The organism is Lysobacter alkalisoli (assembly GCF_006547045.1).
In the GTDB taxonomy this organism is placed as follows: Bacteria; Pseudomonadota; Gammaproteobacteria; order Xanthomonadales; family Xanthomonadaceae; genus Marilutibacter; species Marilutibacter alkalisoli.
The window spans coordinates 1,702,886-1,721,031 of the sequence record NZ_CP041242.1 but is presented as its reverse complement, the minus strand read 5'-3'; the positions used below and the strand labels follow the sequence as shown (position 1 = coordinate 1,721,031).

12 protein-coding genes are annotated in these 18,146 nt (G+C 63.8%); 10 read left to right on the top strand and 2 right to left on the bottom strand.

From position 1 onward, the window contains the following. Positions 1-71 precede the first annotated feature (71 nt). From FKV23_RS07385 to FKV23_RS07350, 8 genes are all read left to right on the top strand, one after another. Positions 72-1,304, top strand: coding sequence for a cupin domain-containing protein (locus FKV23_RS07385; RefSeq protein WP_141623274.1), 1,233 nt, complete (start codon positions 72-74; stop codon positions 1,302-1,304). After that, positions 1,301-2,203 carry a GNAT family N-acetyltransferase gene (locus FKV23_RS07380; protein ID WP_141623273.1) on the top strand — a complete coding sequence of 301 codons (903 nt, stop codon included), beginning with the start codon at positions 1,301-1,303 and terminating at the stop codon, positions 2,201-2,203. Before FKV23_RS07385 ends, FKV23_RS07380 begins: the two co-directional genes overlap by 4 nt. 172 nt (positions 2,204-2,375) lie before the next feature. Continuing rightward, the gene (locus FKV23_RS07375; protein WP_141623272.1) at positions 2,376-5,201 is read left to right on the top strand and encodes a 2-oxoglutarate dehydrogenase E1 component; all 2,826 of its coding nucleotides are present in this window, start codon (positions 2,376-2,378) and stop codon (positions 5,199-5,201) included. Then, the gene (gene sucB, locus FKV23_RS07370) at positions 5,185-6,480 is read left to right on the top strand and encodes a dihydrolipoyllysine-residue succinyltransferase (RefSeq protein ID WP_407067657.1); all 1,296 of its coding nucleotides are present in this window, start codon (positions 5,185-5,187) and stop codon (positions 6,478-6,480) included. Before FKV23_RS07375 ends, sucB begins: the two co-directional genes overlap by 17 nt. A gap of 145 nt (positions 6,481-6,625) precedes the next feature. Next, entirely contained in the window at positions 6,626-8,068 is a 1,443-nt protein-coding gene (lpdA, locus tag FKV23_RS07365) for a dihydrolipoyl dehydrogenase (protein WP_141623270.1), read from the top strand. Between the two features lie 203 nt (positions 8,069-8,271). Next, positions 8,272-8,865, top strand: a complete 594-nt coding sequence (locus FKV23_RS07360) for an LOG family protein (protein WP_141623269.1) — start codon at positions 8,272-8,274, stop codon at positions 8,863-8,865. 116 nt (positions 8,866-8,981) lie between these two features. After that, a complete protein-coding gene (locus FKV23_RS07355) occupies positions 8,982-9,980 on the top strand; it encodes a YhdH/YhfP family quinone oxidoreductase (RefSeq protein WP_141623268.1) in 999 nt (332 codons plus the stop codon). Positions 9,981-10,067: 87 nt separating this feature from the next. Next, positions 10,068-10,433 (top strand): response regulator, encoded by a 366-nt coding sequence (locus FKV23_RS07350; protein WP_141623267.1) that lies wholly within the window; start codon positions 10,068-10,070, stop codon positions 10,431-10,433. A 96-nt stretch (positions 10,434-10,529) separates the two neighbouring features. Here FKV23_RS07350 and FKV23_RS07345 read toward each other — a convergent pair whose 3' ends face one another. Both FKV23_RS07345 and FKV23_RS07340 read right to left on the bottom strand, forming a co-directional pair. Next, on the bottom strand, positions 10,530-11,432 hold the full coding sequence (locus FKV23_RS07345) for a DnaJ C-terminal domain-containing protein (RefSeq protein WP_141623266.1): 903 nt from the start codon (positions 11,430-11,432) through the stop codon (positions 10,530-10,532). Positions 11,433-11,547: 115 nt separating this feature from the next. Continuing rightward, complete coding sequence (locus tag FKV23_RS07340; RefSeq protein ID WP_141623265.1) at positions 11,548-12,000, bottom strand: Hsp20/alpha crystallin family protein; 453 nt, start codon at positions 11,998-12,000, stop codon at positions 11,548-11,550. Positions 12,001-16,152: 4,152 nt separating this feature from the next. Here FKV23_RS07340 and FKV23_RS07330 point away from each other — a divergent pair. Both FKV23_RS07330 and FKV23_RS07325 read left to right on the top strand, forming a co-directional pair. Next, positions 16,153-16,950, top strand: a complete 798-nt coding sequence (locus tag FKV23_RS07330) for a hypothetical protein (RefSeq protein ID WP_141623263.1) — start codon at positions 16,153-16,155, stop codon at positions 16,948-16,950. Positions 16,951-17,024: 74 nt separating this feature from the next. Next, a complete protein-coding gene (locus FKV23_RS07325; protein WP_141623262.1) occupies positions 17,025-17,348 on the top strand; it encodes a DUF3658 domain-containing protein in 324 nt (107 codons plus the stop codon). Positions 17,349-18,146 lie beyond the last annotated feature (798 nt).

Here is an 18,146-nt window from a genome sequence, read left to right as displayed (position 1 = left end):
GTGAAAAGGCAGCCAAGACGGCCGCCACAAAGAAGCGAGTTCCTTCCCCCGCCAGCAAGCGGAAGCAGGACATGCCACCCGTCGAAATCGATGCCAGCGCCCTGCCCCCGCTCGGCATGCCACCGGCCGACTTCCTGCGCGACTACTGGCAGAAGCGCCCGCTGCTGATCCGCAACGCCTTTCCCGGCTTCGTCTCGCCGATCGAGCCGGAGGACCTGGCCGGGCTGGCCTGCGAAGAGATGGCACTGTCGCGGATCGTCAGCCACGATCGCGATCGAGATCACTGGCGGCTGCGCACCGGCCCGTTCCGCGAAGACGAATTCCCCGGCATGCCGCACCAGGACTGGACCCTGCTGGTGCAGGACGTGGACAAGTGGGACGCCGACGTCGCCGCCCTGCTCGACTGCTTCGACTTCCTGCCACGCTGGCGCATCGACGACATCATGGTCTCGTTCGCCGCACCTGGCGGCTCGGTCGGTGCCCATGTCGACCAATACGACGTTTTCCTGCTGCAGGCCCAGGGTCGCCGGCGCTGGCAGATCGACGCCTCCGAGAGTCCATCGCTTACGTTCCGCCGCGATGTCGAACTCAAGCTGCTGCAGCGTTTCTCTCCGACCCACGACTGGGTACTCGGTCCCGGCGACATGCTTTACCTGCCGCCCGGCGTACCGCACCACGGTGTCGCCGAGGATGCCTGCCTGACCTTCTCGGTCGGCATGCGCGCGCCGTCGGCGGCGGAACTGCTTGGCGACTTCGTCGACACCCTCGCCGCCGAAGCCGATGAGGCCTTGCGCTATCGCGATCCCGACCTCGAACCGCCACGCGATCCGGCCGAGATCGACGTTGCGGCCATGAACCGCGCGGTCGAGGCGCTCAACATGCTGCGCATGAACGATCCCGAGCGCCTCGGCGATTGGTTCGGCCGCTTCATCACCCTCTATCGCAGTTCCGGCGAAGTGATTGCCGGCGAGAACGGACGCTCGCGAATCGAGATCGAATGGGATCTCCAGCACGGCGCCCGCCTCGTCCGCCATCCGTGGTCGCGCATGGCCTGGCGCAAGGGCGGGCGCGGCTCGCGCCTGTATGTCAACGGCCATGCCATCGCTCTACCCGCCAGGGCCGCAGCCCGGGTCGCCAACAGCCGCGTGCTCGATGGCGACGACTATGCCGCGCTTGGCCAGGCCGGACAGGACTGCGTATTCGAGTTGTACCGGACCGGCCATTACCACCTGCAAATGGATGCGGACGGGGACGACGGCGGCAACGGCGCGACATGGTGGCCGGAAGACGGGAGCGGACAATGAGCCACCCCGACTTCGTCGTCGAAGCGGTGGAGTACGCCGCTGCCCTGCCCGACCTGCGCGCAGTCCGCGAAACGGTGTTCGTGCGGGAACAGGGCGTGCCGGCCGGGATCGAGCTCGACGCCCTCGACCCGCTCTGCGACCACGTTCTCGCCCGCGACACCGAAGGCCGGCCGATCGGCACCGGCCGGCTGACTCCGGAACACCGGATCGGCCGAATGGCGGTGGTGCCCGACTGGCGTGGCCGCGGTGTCGGCGATGCCCTGCTGGACGCCCTGATCGAACGCGCCCGCGCCCACCGCTGGCGCACGATCGCGCTGCACGCCCAGGTCGATGCGATCGGGTTCTACCTCCGCCACGGCTTCCTGCCCGAAGGTAAGCAGTTCGAGGAGGCCGGCATCCAGCACCAGGGCATGGTCCGGATGGTCGACGGCCCTAACCCCGTCGCCGACCGCGAGGCGGCGCTGGCCGCCATGCTCGGACTGGTGTCCACCGCCCGCCGCGAACTGCTCATCTACAGCCGCGAGCTGGACCCGGGGCTGCTCGACCAGCCGGAATTGATGACCGCCTTCCGTCATTTCGCCATTTCGGGCGGTGAACTGCGGATCCTGTTGCAAAACCCCGGTCCGGCACAGCGTGCCGCCGCGCCGCTGATCGGGCTGGCCCAGCGGTTGCCGTCCTCGATCGGCTTCCGCATCGTCGAAGAACCCGTTGATCGCGACTTTGCCGGCGCCTATGCAGTGAACGACCGCGGCGGCTGGTACTACCGCAACCTCGGCCACCGGTTCGAAGGCGAAACCCGCCTCGATGCTCCCGGCCGCGCCCGTCAGTTGCGCGCCCTGTTCCAGGAAACATGGGAGCGCGCCCGTCCTGGCGTCGAGTTCCGGGCACTCGGACTCTGACCCGCGGATGACCGCGCGACCGAATCTGTGGCCAGTCGACATTCAATTGGACATTGGTGGTGGCCGTCGCCCCCCCGGCTGCCGTTATAATTCCGCGTCTTGGCCCCGTTAAGCCGCTTTGCGCATCCAGCGCGGGCCGCCCCCTTTCCCCTCGAGTATCCCGACCAGCATCGTGGACAGCCTTCTGAAGCAGTTTGCCCAGTCGTCGCAGCTCGGCGCCAACGCCGCCTACATCGAAGACCTGTACGAGCAGTATCTGGTCGATCCCGACAGCGTCGGATCCAAGTGGAAAGCCTATTTCGACGGATTCAAGGGCCGTGAGGCCGGCGACCTGCCCCATTCGGCCGTCCTCGACAGCATTGCCGTCGCCGCCCGCAAGGCCTCGGCCGGCCAGGCCGGGACGGGCACGGGCGACGAGCGCGAACGCTCTGTCGGCCGCCTGATTACCGCCTATCGCTCGCGCGGCCACCTTGCCGCCGACACCGATCCGCTGGGCATGGCCGAGAAGCTGGTCGCGCCCGACCTCGACCTGCCATTCCACCGGCTGACCCAGTCCGACCTTTCGGCCGAGTTCAGCACCGGCGGCGTCGCCGGGCACGAGCGGATGAAGCTCGGCGAGCTGCTCAAGCGCCTCAAGGCCACCTACACCGGTCCGATCGGCGCCGAGTTCATGCACATCTCCGACGCCGAACAGCGCCGCTGGGTGTACGAGCGGCTGGAGAAGGCCGGCGGCCAGTACGGTCGCACGCCCGAGGAAAAGAAGCGCATTCTCGAACGCCTGACCGCAGCCGAAGGTCTGGAGCGCTACCTGGGCACCAAGTACGTCGGCCAGAAGCGCTTCTCGATCGAAGGCGGCGATGCGCTGATCCCGCTGATGGACAACCTGATCCACCGTTCTGGCGCCAACGGCGTGCACGACGTGGTGATCGGCATGGCCCACCGCGGCCGCCTCAACGTGCTGGTCAACACCCTCGGCAAGCCCGCCCGCCAGTTGTTCGACGAGTTCGAGGGCAAGTTCGAGCACCAGCAGGAAGACCGCGCCCACACCGGCGACGTGAAGTACCACATGGGCTTCTCCGCCGACATCGCCACCCCGAGCGGCCCGGTCCACCTGGCGCTGGCGTTCAACCCCTCGCACTTGGAGATCGTCGACCCGGTGGTCGCTGGCAGCGTACGCTCGCGCCAGGATCGCCGCGGCGACATCGGGCGCGGCCAGGTGCTGCCGGTGCTGATGCACGGCGACGCCGCGTTCGCCGGCCAGGGTGTGGTGATGGAACTGTTCCAGATGTCGCAGGCACGCGGTTTCGCGGTCGGCGGCACGGTGCACATCGTCATCAACAACCAGGTCGGCTTCACCACCAGCGACCGCCAGGATGCGCGCTCCACCCTGTACTGCACCGATGTTGCCAAGATGGTCGGCGCGCCGATCCTGCATGTGAACGGCGACGACCCGGAAGCGGTGGTGTTCTGCGCCGAGCTGGCGCTGGACTTCCGTAACCAGTTCGGCAGGGACGTGGTCATCGACCTGGTCTGCTATCGCCGCCACGGCCACAACGAGGCCGACGAGCCCGCGGCGACCCAGCCGTTGATGTACCAGAAGATCCGCAAGCACCCGACCCCGCGTGCGATCTACGCCGACAGGCTGGCCGCGGAGGGCTCGTTGTCGGCCGACGCGGCCCAGGCCATGGTCGATGCATACCGCGATCGCCTCGACGCCGGCGAGATCACCACCGAACTGGCCGAGCCGCAGTCCGACGAGTTCACCATCGACTGGCCAAGCTTCCTCAAGGGCAAGCTCGGCGATCCGGTCGACACCACCTTCGATGGCAAGAAGCTGCGCGAGCTGGCCGGGGTGATCAACGAGATCCCGGATACGGTCAAGCTGCACCCGCGCGTGGCCAAGATCTACGACGATCGCCGCAAGATGGCCGCCGGCAAGCAGCCGGGCGACTGGGGTTTCGCCGAGAACCTGGCCTACGCGACCCTGCTCGACGAGGGCTACCGCCTGCGCCTGGTCGGCCAGGACTGCGGCCGCGGCACCTTCTTCCACCGCCACGCGATCCTGCATGAGCAGACCACGGACGAATACGTCCTGCCGCTGCGTCGGCTGGTCAAGAACCCGTCCGACGTCACCATCATCGACTCGCTGCTCAGCGAGGAAGCGGTGATGGGCTTCGAATACGGCTACTCGACCACCGATCCGATGACGCTGGACATCTGGGAAGCCCAGTTCGGCGACTTCGCCAACGGCGCCCAGGTCGTGATCGACCAGTTCATCGTGTCCGGCGAAGCCAAGTGGGGCCGCCTGTGCGGGCTGGCCCTGTTCCTGCCGCACGGCTACGAGGGTCAGGGGCCCGAGCACAGCTCGGCACGACTGGAGCGCTTCCTCCAGCTGTGCGCGCTGGACAACATGATCGTCTGCACGCCGACCACGCCGGCGCAGGCCTACCACATGATCCGCCGACAGATGCGCATGACCACGCGCAAGCCGTTGGTGGTGATGACGCCGAAGTCGCTGCTGCGCCACAAGCTCGCGGTGTCGACACTGGACGAGTTGGCCAAGGGCGAATTCCAGCACCTGATCCCCGACGCCAGCGCCGACCCGAAGAAGGTCAAGCGCGTCGTGGTCTGCGGCGGCAAGGTCTATTACGACCTGCTCGAACAGGCGCAGAAGGACAAGCTCACTGACGTCGCGCTCGTTCGTATCGAGCAGCTCTACCCGTTCCCCCGCGAACTGCTGTCGGCCGAGCTCAAGCGTTTCTCCAAGGCCGTGGATGTCGTGTGGTGCCAGGAGGAGCCGCAGAACCAGGGCGCGTGGTACCAGATCCGCCACCACCTGACCCACTGCCTGCAAGGCAAGCAGACGCTGCATTACGCCGGTCGCCTGCGTTCTCCGTCGCCGGCCGCCGGTCACTACGCAGATCACGTGGCCGAGCAGAACCAGCTGGTGGCCGATGCGCTGACCAACCCTCTCCAGGGCGATGCGAGTCCCGAGTGACCGCCCGCCTTCCCTCGCCCTCCGACACTTCATTCAAGCAATCCAGGATGCCCACCCCATGAGCACCGAGATCAAAGTTCCGGTACTGCCCGAGTCCGTCTCCGACGCCACCATCGCCAGCTGGCACAAGAAGCCGGGCGACTCGGTCAAGCGCGACGAGAACCTGGTGGACCTCGAGACCGACAAGGTCGTGCTCGAAGTACCGTCGCCGGTCGATGGCGTGCTGAAAGAGATCAAGTTCAACGAAGGCGACACGGTCACCAGCGAGCAGATCCTGGGACTGGTCGAGGCCGGTGCGGTCGCCGACGCGCCGAAAGAGCAGAGCGAGACGGCCGAAAAGGAGGCCAGGAAGCAGGAGGCCGACACCAAGCCGATCCAGCCGAAGGCGGAAGCCGCCAAAGCCGAGACGCCAAAGCCGGCCGGCAAGACCGACGACCTGCCGCCTGGCGCACGCTTCACCGCAGTCAGCCAGGGCATCGACCCGGCCAATGTCGAAGGCAGCGGCCGTCGCGGCGCGGTGACCAAGGAAGACCTGCTGAACTATGCCCGCAGCGGTGGCGTCGGCCAGGCCGGCGGCGCACGTCCGGAAGAGCGCGTGGCGATGACCCGCATGCGCAAGCGCATCGCCGAGCGTCTGATGCAGTCGAAGGAATCGATCGCGATGCTGACCTCGTTCAACGAGGTCAACCTGGGCAAGGTCATGGCCATGCGCAAGCAGCTCGGCGAGGCCTTCCAGAAGGAGCACGGCATCAAGCTCGGCTTCATGAGCTTCTTCGCCAAGGCCGCCGCCAACGCGCTGCAGCGCTACCCGGTCATCAATGCCTCGGTCGACGGCGACGACATCATCTACCACGGTTACGCCGACATCTCGATCGCGGTATCGACCGACAAGGGCCTGGTCACCCCGGTCCTGCGCAACGTCGAGCGCATGGGCTTCGCCGAAGTCGAACAGGGCATCGCCGACTACGCCGCCAAGGCCCGTGACGGCAAGCTGGCCCTGGAAGACCTGCAGGGCGGCACCTTCACCATCACCAACGGCGGCACCTTCGGTTCGCTGATGTCGACCCCGATCGTCAATCCGCCGCAATCGGCCATCCTCGGCATGCACGCGATCAAGGAACGCGCCATCGTCGAGAACGGCCAGGTCGTCGCCGCGCCGATGATGTACATCGCGCTGAGCTACGACCACCGCATCATCGACGGCAAGGACGCGGTGCTGTTCCTGGTCGACATCAAGAACCAGCTCGAGAACCCGCACCGCATGCTGCTGGGCATGTAATGGCGTTCTCCCCCTCTCCCGCCTGCGGGAGAGGGCCGGGGTGAGGGCCATGCCGTTTGAAAGCGTGTCGCCCGCCCCACCCTCATCCGGCGCTCCGCGCCACCTTCTCCCGCCAGCGGGAGAAGGGACAGCCTAGGACAGAAGAATGAGCGAACAGCAGAACTTCGACGTAGTCGTCATCGGCGCCGGCCCGGCCGGTTACCACGCCGCCATCCGCGCCGCCCAGCTCGGCCTCAAGACCGCGTGCATCGATGCCGCGCTCGGCAAGGACGGCAAGCCCGCCCTCGGCGGCACCTGCCTGCGCGTGGGCTGCATTCCGTCGAAGGCGCTGCTCGATTCCTCGCGGCAGTTCTGGAACATGGGCCACCTGTTCGGCGACCACGGCATCAGCTTCAAGGACGCGAAGATCGACGTCGCGGCGATGGTCGGCCGCAAGGACAAGATCGTGAAGCAGTTCACCGGCGGCATCGAGATGCTGTTCAAGGCGAACAAGATCAAGCCGTTCTTCGGCTTCGGCACCCTGCACAAGGGCAACATCGTCAAGGTCAAGCAGCACGACGGCTCCGAAGTCGAGCTCAAGGGCACCAACGTGATCATCGCGGCCGGCTCGGACTCGATCGAACTGCCGTTCGCCAAGTTCGACGGCGACACCATCGTCGACAACGTCGGCGCGCTGGACTTCACCGAGGTGCCGAAGCGCCTGGGCGTGATCGGCGCCGGCGTGATCGGCCTGGAACTGGGCAGCGTGTGGAAACGCCTCGGCGCCGAGGTCACGATCCTCGAAGCGCTGCCCGACTTCCTCGCCGCCGCCGATGCCGAGGTTGCCAAGACCGCCGCCCGCGAGTTCAAGAAGCAGGGCCTGGACATCCAGCTCGGCGCCAAGGTCAGCAAGGCCGAAGTCAAGGGCAAGGGCAAGAAAAAGGAAGTTCACCTCACCTACACCGACGCCAAGGGCGAGCAGACCCTGGTGGTCGACAAACTGCTGGTCGCCGTGGGTCGCCGCGCCGCGACCCGGAACCTGCTTGCCGACGACACCGGGGTGAAGCTCACCGACCGCGGCCTGGTCGAGGTCGACGAGCACTGCCATACCGGCGTCGATGGCGTGTGGGCAGTCGGCGACTGCGTGCGCGGCCCGATGCTGGCGCACAAGGGCTTCGAGGAGGGCATCGCGGTGGCCGAGCTGATCGCCGGCCTGCCCGGCCACGTCAACTTCGACACCATTCCGTGGGTCATCTACACCGAGCCGGAGATCGCCTGGGTCGGCAAGACCGAACAGCAGCTCAAGGAAGAAGGCGTGCCGTACAAGGCGGGCAGCTTCCCGTTCGCGGCGATCGGCCGTGCGGTGGCGATGGGCGAGCCGGCCGGCTTCGTCAAGGTCATCGCCCATGCCGAGACCGATCGCGTGCTCGGCATGCACCTGGTCGGCGTCGGCGTGTCCGAACTGGTCCACGAAGGCGTGCTGACGATGGAGTTCAAGGGATCTGCCGACGACCTCGCCCGCATCTGCCACGCACACCCGACCCTGTCGGAGGCGATCCACGACGCGGCGATGGCGGTGGACAAGCGCGCCATCCATAAGGCCAACTAACGTTGGCCTTATGGATGCACGAAGTTTGCGGTGCAAACTTCGTGATCCGATCATGCCGCCAACCCCGCCCTTCCGCGCTTGCGGCGCGGACCGCCCCCAACTTGGGGGCTAGGGCCAAAACTGACTTCGACATGCGCCGGACTTGTTCCGGCGTCGTGCTTTCCGGCTTTTACTCTTTCGCGTTCATCCTTCACTATTCACCGATGAAAAGCGTCTGCGTCTACTGCGGTTCCAACACCGGCTCCCGTCAGACTTACAACGAGCGTGCCATCGCGCTCGGTACGCGGCTGGCGAAAGACGGCCTCGCCCTGGTCTACGGTGGCGGCAACGTCGGCCTGATGGGTACGATCGCGGATGCAGTGCTCGAGGCCGGTGGCGAAGTGATTGGCGTGATCCCGGAACAGCTGGTCGGGTGGGAAGTCGCGCACAAGGGCGTGACCCGGCTCGAGGTCGTCGCCAACATGCACGAACGCAAGGCGCGCATGTTCGACCTCGCCGACGGCTTCGTCGCCCTGCCCGGCGGCTTCGGCACGCTGGACGAGATGTTCGAGATGCTGACCTGGCGCCAGCTCGGTATCGGCAACAAGCCCTGTGCCTTCCTCGATGTCGACGGGTTTTACGCCCCGCTGGTCGCGATGATCGACCGCATGGTCGAGGAGCGCTTCCTCCATCCCGACCAGCGCGCCGACCTCTGGCATGGCGACGACATCGGCGCGATGCTCGACTGGATGCAACACTACACCCCGGCCCATGCCGACAAGTGGATGGACGAGAAGCGACGCAAGTCGCTGCGCTAGTCTTGGCGTAGCCCGGGCGGGCCCCATGCTTTCAAAGGCGGCGGGGCGCCCAGGGATCCACAGCCGCCCCGGATGCGGCCTTCGGCCTTATCCGGGCTACAGGAGGAATCACAACGATGTCGGTCCCCGCCACTTTCAACGCCTTCCGCATCCACAACGACGACGCGGGCTACCGCAGCGGCATCGAGCAGGTGTCGCTCGACGATCTGGCACCCGGTGAAGTCGTCATACGGACTGCGTATTCCTCGGTCAACTTCAAGGACGCGCTGGCCGGCACCGGCAAGGGCAAGATCCTGCGCCGGTTCCCGTTGGTCGGCGGCATCGACGTCGCCGGCCACGTGGTCGCCTCGACCGACCCGACATTCAAGGAAGGCGACAAGGTGCTGGTGACCGGCTGCGGCCTGAGCGAGACCCGCGACGGTGGCTACTCCGAATATGCCCGGCTGGAAGCGAAGTGGGCGATCCCGCTGCCTGCCGGCCTGACCCTGCGCGAGAGCATGATCCTCGGTACCGCCGGCTTCACCGCCGCGCTCGCCCTGCTGCGCATGACCGAGAACCGGCAGACGCCCGACCTGGGCCCACTCGCGGTGACCGGGGCCACCGGCGGCGTCGGTTCGCTCGCTCTCGATATCTTCAGCCGCGCCGGCTTCGAGGTGCATGCGGTCAGCGGCAAGGCCGGCCAGGCCGACTACCTCAAGTCGATCGGCGCCAGCGAGGTGCTCGGCCGCGACGCGCTGGCCACAGGCCGCCCCATGGAGTCCGTCCGCTTCGGCGGCGGCCTCGACAACGTCGGCGGCCCGATGCTGACCAGCCTGCTGGCCCAGACAGCGCCCTACGGCAATGTCGCAAGCGCCGGCCTGGCCGCCTCGCACGTGCTCGACGCAACGGTCATGCCCTTCATCATCCGCGGCGTCTCGCTGCTGGGCGTGGCCTCGGCCGGGACCGCGCGCGACATCCGCGAAACCGTCTGGCAGCACCTGGCCAACGACTGGAAACCCCGCCACCTGGATCGCATCTGCACCCGGGAGGTCGCCCTGGATGGCCTCCCCGAGGTGTTCGACACCATACTCGGGGGCGGCTCGTTCGGCCGCACCCTGGTCACGTTCGAAAGCTGAGACCGGTTCCGTGAACTGGGTGGGGCTACCCGCTTGCGGCGCCACCGCCCGTCGTTACAATCGGGTTCACGTTTCCGGGGGACCAACATGGCGCGCATCCTGATCGTCGACGACTCACCTTCGCAGCTGATGGGCATCCGGCGCATCGTCGAGAAACTCGGCCACAACGCCCTCACCGCTGAAGATGGCGCCGCTGGCGTGGAAACCGCCAAACGCGAACTACCCGACCTGGTGCTGATGGACGTGGTGATGCCGAACCTCAACGGTTTCCAGGCCACCCGTTCGATCTGCCGCGACGAGACCACCAAGCACATCCCGGTGGTGCTGGTGACCACCAAGGACCAGGACACCGACCGCGTCTGGGGCATGCGCCAGGGCGCCAAGGCATACATCACCAAGCCGTTCACCGAGAGCGATCTCGCCGAGGTGCTCGGGCAACTGTTGCCGGCCTGAAGGGCAGGCACCAGTGAAGAGAAGTGAGAAACGAGGTAAAAGCATCGAGCCGGCGCTTTTTACTCTTTTCTCACTTCTCTTCGCTCTTTTCTGCTTTTAGGCCCGCCGCCAGCCGTCGCCGAAGGCATCTCGCAGAGCGGCGTAGGCCTCCTGCTGCGCATCGCTGTCCGGCCTTGGCGCCAGCACCTCGAGTTCGACGATCTGGTCGCCCTGCTGCGCACCCGGCAGACCACGGCCACGCAGGCGCAGTTTGCGACCGGCGTCGGAACCGGGCGGAATCTTCACTTCCACCCGCCCGCCAAGGGTCGGTACGCTCAGGGTCGCTCCCAGCGCGGCCTCCCATGGCGCCAGCGGCAGGACATGGATCACGTTGCGGCCATCGACCTCGAACTGAGGGTGCGCGGCATATTCAATCTCGAGCAGCAGGTCGCCATGCTCGCCCTGCCTGGCGAGGCGGATCACCTGCCCCTCGCGGATGCCCTTGGGCACGCGCACATCAAGCATCCTGCCCTTGACCGAGATCCGCACGCTGCCGCCGTCGTACACCGATTCCAGCGGTACCGCCAACTTTGCGCGAGTGTCTCCGCGCGGCGGGGCACCCGGTCCATGCGAGCCCGGGCCGCCGAACCCGCCACCGCGCCGCCCATGCCCGAACAGACTCTCGAAGAAGTCGCTGAAGCCGCCTCCAGCTCCACCGCCAGCGAATATCTCCTCGAAATCGACACCGCCATGCCCGCCACCGAAGCCGCCAGGCGGAGGCTGGACCTCATCGCCCGGCCGGTAACCGCGCGCACGAAGCTGGTCGTAGGCCTGGCGTTTTTCCGGATCGCGCAGCGCCTCATAGGCTTCGTTGACGGCCTTGAACTTCTCCTCGGCTTCCGGCTCCTTGCTCACGTCCGGGTGATACTTGCGCGCCAGCCGGCGATACGCGGTCTTGATTTCCGCATCGCCAGCGCTCGGCTCGACCCCAAGGGTCTGGTAGTAATCCTTGAACTGCATCCGGAACTCCAGTCAGAAGAAAGGCGGCGAAAACCGCCTGCCCGCCCAAAAGAAAAGCGGGCCACGGCCGGCGGGGCCGCCGCCAGCCGTGGCAATCACGCCACCACCGTGGACTTCAACCGGGCCTGCCCACCTGGATCCGGCGCGGCGTGGTCTCGGGCCTCTTGGGGATGACGATTTCCAGCACCCCATTGCGGCCGGTGGCGGAGATCCCTCCGGGATCGGCGCTGTCCGGCAACGCGAACCGGCGATGGAACGTGCCATGGTAACGCTCGATGCGAGAGAAGCGTTCGGTTTCGGTGGCGCTCTCGCTCCTGCGCTCACCCTTGATGGTGAGCATACCCTTGTCCATCTGCACCTCGATCTCGTCCGGATCGATGCCGGGCAGGTCGGCATGCAGCACGAAACGGTCAGCCTCTTCCTTGACATCCACGCGCGGCACCCACTGGCTGGTCACCACCGCGGATTCATCAGTGTCATTGTTCTCGAAGAAGCGGTCGAAGACCTGCTTGATCTCTTCCTGAAAAGCGCCAGGGGTCGGCCACTGGCGGTAGCGCACAATATTCATGTCGATACTCCAGCTATATGTCTAAGGGGTCGTTGCCACGACAGGCGGGCCGGAAGTGTCCCGGCCGCCATGCCAGCGAAGTAGGTCCTGGCTTGCAATTTTCAAGCCCCCGGTCGCCCCCCCTCCCCGCGTCCCGCACCGGAAAACCCTCGTCTTCGGCAAGACACAGCGCCAGCCCCGGATACCGCTCCACATATGGGGTGATACGTATTAGCACCCCGTTAACGGGATACTTGCCCTCCACTGCCCGGCACTGAGGTCCGCTCCGGATCCCGGATCGCCTTGTGCCGTGGGAGCGGCCGCCACTTGACCTGCACGGAAGGCTTCAGCACGATCCGGGTATCACCCCACTTTTGGGGTCCACTAGTAAGTTAGGCCACTGATGATGGTTACGAGCGACCCTCAGCATCGGTTCTTTGGCACTCATCTATCCGAGTGGCTCCCTCTCATACCAAATGAGTTGCAACGAGACGCTGTTGGGCTTTGGGAGATCGCGCCTGTCCTCATCCACGACTTCGGTTTAGCCGGCGCTGATCTTGAGCGCTCGCTGCGGGTTGCAGTGCGTGGTCTGCTCGCGGCTGGTGCGTTGCCGGTTCAGGGCTCCACATCCCGTGGTGACTGGGTTTTGCGCAAAGACCTCATCGCTCCCGGCGAGGCAGGAGTAGATTGTGTCGTACAGTATTGGCAAGCATTGGGTCGGGAGCCGAATGTTGGGGATTTATGGTTTGCCCTTCCATCGGCAGTGGCCTAACAATTCATTCAAGCCGACGCCGCTTCGCGGCGCGGCTTAATTCAAGCGTTAGGTGCCACATGAGACTCCTCCTGCTAGTCATTACGTTGTTCTTCTCCTTGCCAGCTTCACCCGCCCCGGGACAGGCACTAGCAGACAGCGACCTGATCGGCACCTGGTCTGCGACAACTCCTGTCACGGAATCTGAGCAGACGGAAGTATCCTTTCAAGAAGATGGTAGTGTCGTCTTGATCAGGGAGTTTTCAGCTTCTCCCAAGCAACGCCTAGTCGCATCACCATCTCATGTGCATAAAGTTGGCGACATACTTCTGATTAGCTTCAGCCATGACAACGCCCTTAGGTACAAGCTTGTTCTATCTGGCTGGAAGCTCAGACACACAAAAGTGATCTTCGGAACACTTTTTATGTACAGCGATAACGTGGTGTTCAATGGCCTTCCGGTCTCGTTTGCACGCTCCGCAGGTGGCACCTAACAAGTCGTTCAAGCCGAACCCGCTTCGGATTAGCTTGCACCCGGGTGGTTCCGCGTTAACATCGGCTTCGGAACCGGCCCGGGGCGGGTCGGCTTAACTCTGGTGTTAGGCCCCGTTCGGTGGCATTTGCGGCCGCACCACTCCAGCAGGTTTGCCACAGCTGATCCTTCTCCCCACTTCGGTCACTTGGTCGGCCCGCATGGAGTAGCCTCTCGGCGTGGGGTTCCCAGCAATGCCCCGGCTACTTCGGGCACTGGGCAAGACCCACTCCTCTCGTGTTCCCATCGGTGTTACCTTTCCGGCTCAACGGCCAGTCTTCGGGTATCCGGCGGCCGCTGCCCACGGGCTCCGGAGAACGTAACGGGGCCTAACAAATCATTGCAGCCGAAGTCGCTTCGCGACTCGGCTGAATTCTGGTGTTAGGCGTGGGTATGCAGCTTTCATAATTGCGCTCCCACTAACGAGCCGCCCTGCCCCGGTCAGGCATTCCCCCGCGTCAAAAGCCGCCTTCGGTTGTTCCTTGCTGCGCCGCCGCGGCCATTGTGCCGCTCGGCCTCCGGGACAGTTGGCCAAGCCCAGACGGGCGGCACAGGGATCGGTCAAGCTCGGGTTTGGGGGCGGCGCTCCTGGCTTCGGTCAATCGGGTCCGGGCCACCAACTGTTGTCGACCTTCGTTGGGTTTGATCGGCGGGCTCACTGCTTCGTGCACGGGTACGGTTCCACTTCGCCGCCTTTCACCGTGCGCCTAACAGGTCGTTCAAGCCGAACCCGCTTCGGATCAGCTTGCACCCGGGTGGTTCCGCGTTAACATCGGCTTCGGAACCGGCCCGGAGCGGGTCGGCTTAACTCTGGTGTTAGGCGCTGTAAAAGCAGTTTGCGTTGCTGGCTTCACTGCTCCGCTCCGCCGTCCGCGCTGCGCACGGCTCCGCTGCCAACTTCGTCGGGCTACAAGCCACAACCTTCGTGCTTTCACCGCCGCCCGCTTCGCGCGCGGCTGCGCTGGCGGTGTCGGACACAGCCTCGGATACGTTGTCGGCCGCGCTCACACGTGGTTGCGGGCAGGTTTCTGGCTTCGGACGCGGGCCAAGCTTGCGGCCAGGCTCTCGGTAAAGCGCCGCTTCGGGCAGCGCCCAGCGGACAGGTCGTCGGGCGCGCACGGTTGCCCAGGCTTCGGACACGTTCAAAGCAGCAGTTGCCAACCCCGGGGCATTCTGGGGTAACCTCAGCGCCTAACAATTCATTCAAGCCGAAGTTGCTTCGCAACTCGGCTTAATTCAGGCGTTAGGCCCGCGCCAGGAATCTTGGTTACGTGACAGCTCTCTTCGACAGAATTTCAGATGAGCGTATGGCCGTGATTGTTGCGGTGCTTGCTCTCGCTGCATTTGTGCTCTTCTACGTCGCCTTATGCCTTGTTGCACTCCATCGTCCTGACTGGCTTCCGAGCAGTTCCATTCTCCACGCATCTTTCGTTGGACCTCCGCATTGGCTGGTCTGGGGCACTGGCGTGCGCTCGATGTTCTGGGGCTCCACGCTTGCAATAGCAGCCTTCGCCGTTGTTGGCGCTATCTTCCGTCCGCTTCTACTACCTTGCGCAGGCCTTTGCTTTCTGATCTGGTTGGGTTCAGGATTCTTGTCGGTGGCCATGTCTGTCTAGACAGGCGGGGCCTAACAATTCATTCAAGCCGACGCCGCTTCGCGGCGCGGCTTAATTCAGGCGTTAGGCCCCATGACAAAACGACGTCTCGACACCCATGAGGAATGTCTCCGCGCTTTTAGTCTCTCGTTACGGCGGGAGATTAAGGAGAATCTGGCATTCTGGAGCCGGACCAACCCAGAGGCTGCGGAGGCGCGAGCAGCAGCTTTCGCATTGGTCATTGGCACCTTCAAGACCCAGCTAGACCAGCACTCAATTCCACTTGTGGATGTAGGGCTGGCCGATTATGAGTTACCTCGTCTCAAAGCTAGTGGGCCTAGCTCCTCGGCTGGGCCCTAACAATTCATTCAAGCCGAAGCCGCTTCGCGGCTCGGCTTAATTCAGGCGTTAGGCGCTGTAAAAGCAGTTTGCGTTGCTGGCTTCACTGCTCTGCTCCGCCGTCCGCGCTGCGCACGGCTCCGCTGCTAGCTTCATCGGGCTACAAGCCACAATCTTCGTGCTTTCACCGCCGCCCGCTTCGCGCGCGGCTGCGCTGGCGGTGTCGGACACAGCCTCGGACACATTGTCGGGCGCGCTCACACGTGGTCGCGGGCAGGCTTCCGGCTTCGGACGCAGGCCAAGCTTGCGGCCGGGCTGTCGGTAAAGCTCCACTTCGGGCGGCGCACAGCGGACAGGTCATCGGGCGCGCACTGTTGCCCAGGTTTCGGACGCCTTCAAAGCGGCAGTTGCCAGCCCCGGGGCATTCTGGGGTAACCTCAGCGCCTAACAATTCATTCAAGCCGAAGTTGCTTCGCAACTCGGCTTAATTCAGGCGTTAGGCGTGGGCATGCCGCTTTCAAAATTGCGCTCCCACTGCCGAGCCGCCCTGCCCGGTCAGGCATTCCCTCGCGTCAAAAGCCGCCTTCGGCTGTTCCCTGCTGCGCCGCCGCGGCCATTGTGCCGCTCCGCTTCCGGGACAGTTGGTCAAGCCCAGACGGGCGGCACAGGGATCGGTCAAACTCGGGTTTGGGGGCGGCGCTCCTGGCTTCGGTCAATTGGGTCCATGCCACCGACTGCTGTCGGCCTTCTTTGGGTTTGATCGGCGGGCTCACTGCTGCGCGTACGGGTACGATTCCACTTCGCCGCCTTTCACCGTGCGCCTAACAAGTCGTTCAAGCCGAACCCGCTTCGGATCAGCTTGCACCCGGGTGGTTCCGCGTTAACATCGGCTTCGGAACCGGCCCGTAGCGGGTCGGCTTAACTCTGGCGTTAGCTTTCTTCTCGGGATTTCACGCATGCCCAGCAAAGAATTTCTAGAGCAGTATCCGCTCTACAGAAAGTTCATCTGCTCAGTGCCAGACACGACAGATGAGCTTCCAAAACCGCGCATCAACATGCTCTGTCCCCGTTGCGATTCCGAGCAGACCTTTCGACAGACCAACGAGTACCACGAGACGCTTCCATATCTAAATTTTCCTACCAAAGGAAGAGTCTTTCGTGCTGTATTCCTTTGCTCACACTGCGACGACTACGAGCGCCACTTCTTCATCGCGATCGATGGTCACCTGAAATGGTTGATGAAAGTAGGCCAACACCCGTCTTGGGAGATCCAAGGCGATCCAAATATTGAGAAATTGCTCGGAACGCACTCTGGTTTCTACAGAAAAGGGCTAGTTTGCGAGTCTCAGGGATACGGCATCGGTGCATTCGGCTACTATCGACGCATCGTTGAGGAAGTAATTGACGAGCTTCTAAGTGAGATTTCAGGCCTTCTGTCGGGAGACGAGCTCACTCGCTTCAGCTCGGCGCTCGATAGAACGCGTGCCACGATTGTTACGCAGGAGAAAATTGAGCTCGTCAAGGATCTTCTGCCAGGCATCTTACGACCCGACGGAATGAACCCCTTGTCGGTTTTGCACTCTTCGCTGAGCGAAGGTCTTCACGCGGAATCTGATGACGTGTGTTTGGAACAGGCAGCGATCGTTCGGCAGATATTGGTCTACTTGGTCAATCAGGTCGCCGCTAGTAAGGCAACCTCCCGAGAGTTTACTGATTCGATGCGAAGGCTCATGGAGAAAAAATCGGCCAAGTAAGCTAACAATTCATTCAAGCCGACGCCGCTTCACGGCGCGGCTTAATTCAGGTGTTAGGCCTCACAAGGAACGTCATGACAACTTCAGAAGATCATGAGTTTGCTGATCCACCGCCGGATGCCGAAGCGCTCAAGCTGATCGCAGCTCTTCGGCCGGAGCAAGTTCAAGCAATCGACGCGGCCGTAATGCGTGCTGCGGGGCGTAATTGGCGGAAGGTTGCTTTTGTCGTTGGCACGGCCATGGGCACCCTTCCTGAGCTGGCTCCTGGCATCTCTGACGTCTTCTATACTCAACGCGTTATCTCACTAGTGTCTCAAGGCCGGCTAGAGTCCCAAGGCGACCTTTCTCGCATGCGCTACAGTGAGGTTCGCATTCCAAGACAGGCCGGTGAGGCCTAACAGTTCGTTCAAGCCGATGCCGCTTCGCGGCACGGCTTAACTCAGTCGTTAGCGCCCATGTCAGACATAAACTTCCGCCTGCTAGTTCTTCTTCATCTTGTGCTAGTAGCTGCCAGTGTCGGAGCCATGTTCCTACCTGACGGTTACTCACAGGAGCTTGCGGACGCATTCGCAGCTGAACCTGGCGGCTGGCTGGCCGACAATAGTTGGCTGTCGTTAGGCGCAGTTGCCACCTTAGTTCTCTCTTGGCTGGTTGGCATCGCCGGCTTACTCATGTTCAAGAGTTGGGGCCGCACCCTCTCCCTCTACTCCACAATTGGTGAGTACCTTGTCTATCCTTTTCTTGGGCCCTCGGTTTCCTCAGCCCTAGAGAGCACGTTCCTGGAGACATCAATCCTCGTATGGGGTGCGGTGTTGGCTTTGGCGTACTTCTCACCTGTTAGTGATCGGTTTGGGCGCTAACAATTCATTCAAGCCGAAGCCGCTTCGCGGCTCGGCTTAATTCAGGCGTTAGCTGCCATGGAGGCAATGATGCGACTCGTCGTTACAGCAGCACTAGTGCTAGCCGCGTTTCCCGTTGCCGCCAGTAGCACGATGTGTATGTTCTACTCGCCGCCGGGGGCTCCCATACCGGACCTTGAGTTCTTAGGTTACGAAGAGCTCGGAGGAATACTCATTCCCGGCAAGGGTGGCCCCCGGAGCCTCCCGGCGAAGTCTTACAGAGTGCCGGAGTTGGATCAGCACGCCAGACGCATCCATCTCATCTATACAAATCCAGGTGATCCTTCCCTCCCACCG

Coding starts and splice junctions, on each gene's coding strand:
- FKV23_RS07385 (WP_141623274.1), top strand. CDS start 72: ATGCCACCCGTCGAAATCGATGCCAGCGCCCTGCCCCCGCTCGGCATG.
- FKV23_RS07380 (WP_141623273.1), top strand. CDS start 1,301: ATGAGCCACCCCGACTTCGTCGTCGAAGCGGTGGAGTACGCCGCTGCC.
- sucB (WP_407067657.1), top strand. CDS start 5,185: ATGCGAGTCCCGAGTGACCGCCCGCCTTCCCTCGCCCTCCGACACTTC.
- lpdA (WP_141623270.1), top strand. CDS start 6,626: ATGAGCGAACAGCAGAACTTCGACGTAGTCGTCATCGGCGCCGGCCCG.
- FKV23_RS07360 (WP_141623269.1), top strand. CDS start 8,272: ATGAAAAGCGTCTGCGTCTACTGCGGTTCCAACACCGGCTCCCGTCAG.
- FKV23_RS07355 (WP_141623268.1), top strand. CDS start 8,982: ATGTCGGTCCCCGCCACTTTCAACGCCTTCCGCATCCACAACGACGAC.
- FKV23_RS07350 (WP_141623267.1), top strand. CDS start 10,068: ATGGCGCGCATCCTGATCGTCGACGACTCACCTTCGCAGCTGATGGGC.
- FKV23_RS07345 (WP_141623266.1), bottom strand. CDS start 11,432: ATGCAGTTCAAGGATTACTACCAGACCCTTGGGGTCGAGCCGAGCGCT.
- FKV23_RS07340 (WP_141623265.1), bottom strand. CDS start 12,000: ATGAATATTGTGCGCTACCGCCAGTGGCCGACCCCTGGCGCTTTTCAG.
- FKV23_RS07330 (WP_141623263.1), top strand. CDS start 16,153: ATGCCCAGCAAAGAATTTCTAGAGCAGTATCCGCTCTACAGAAAGTTC.
- FKV23_RS07325 (WP_141623262.1), top strand. CDS start 17,025: ATGACAACTTCAGAAGATCATGAGTTTGCTGATCCACCGCCGGATGCC.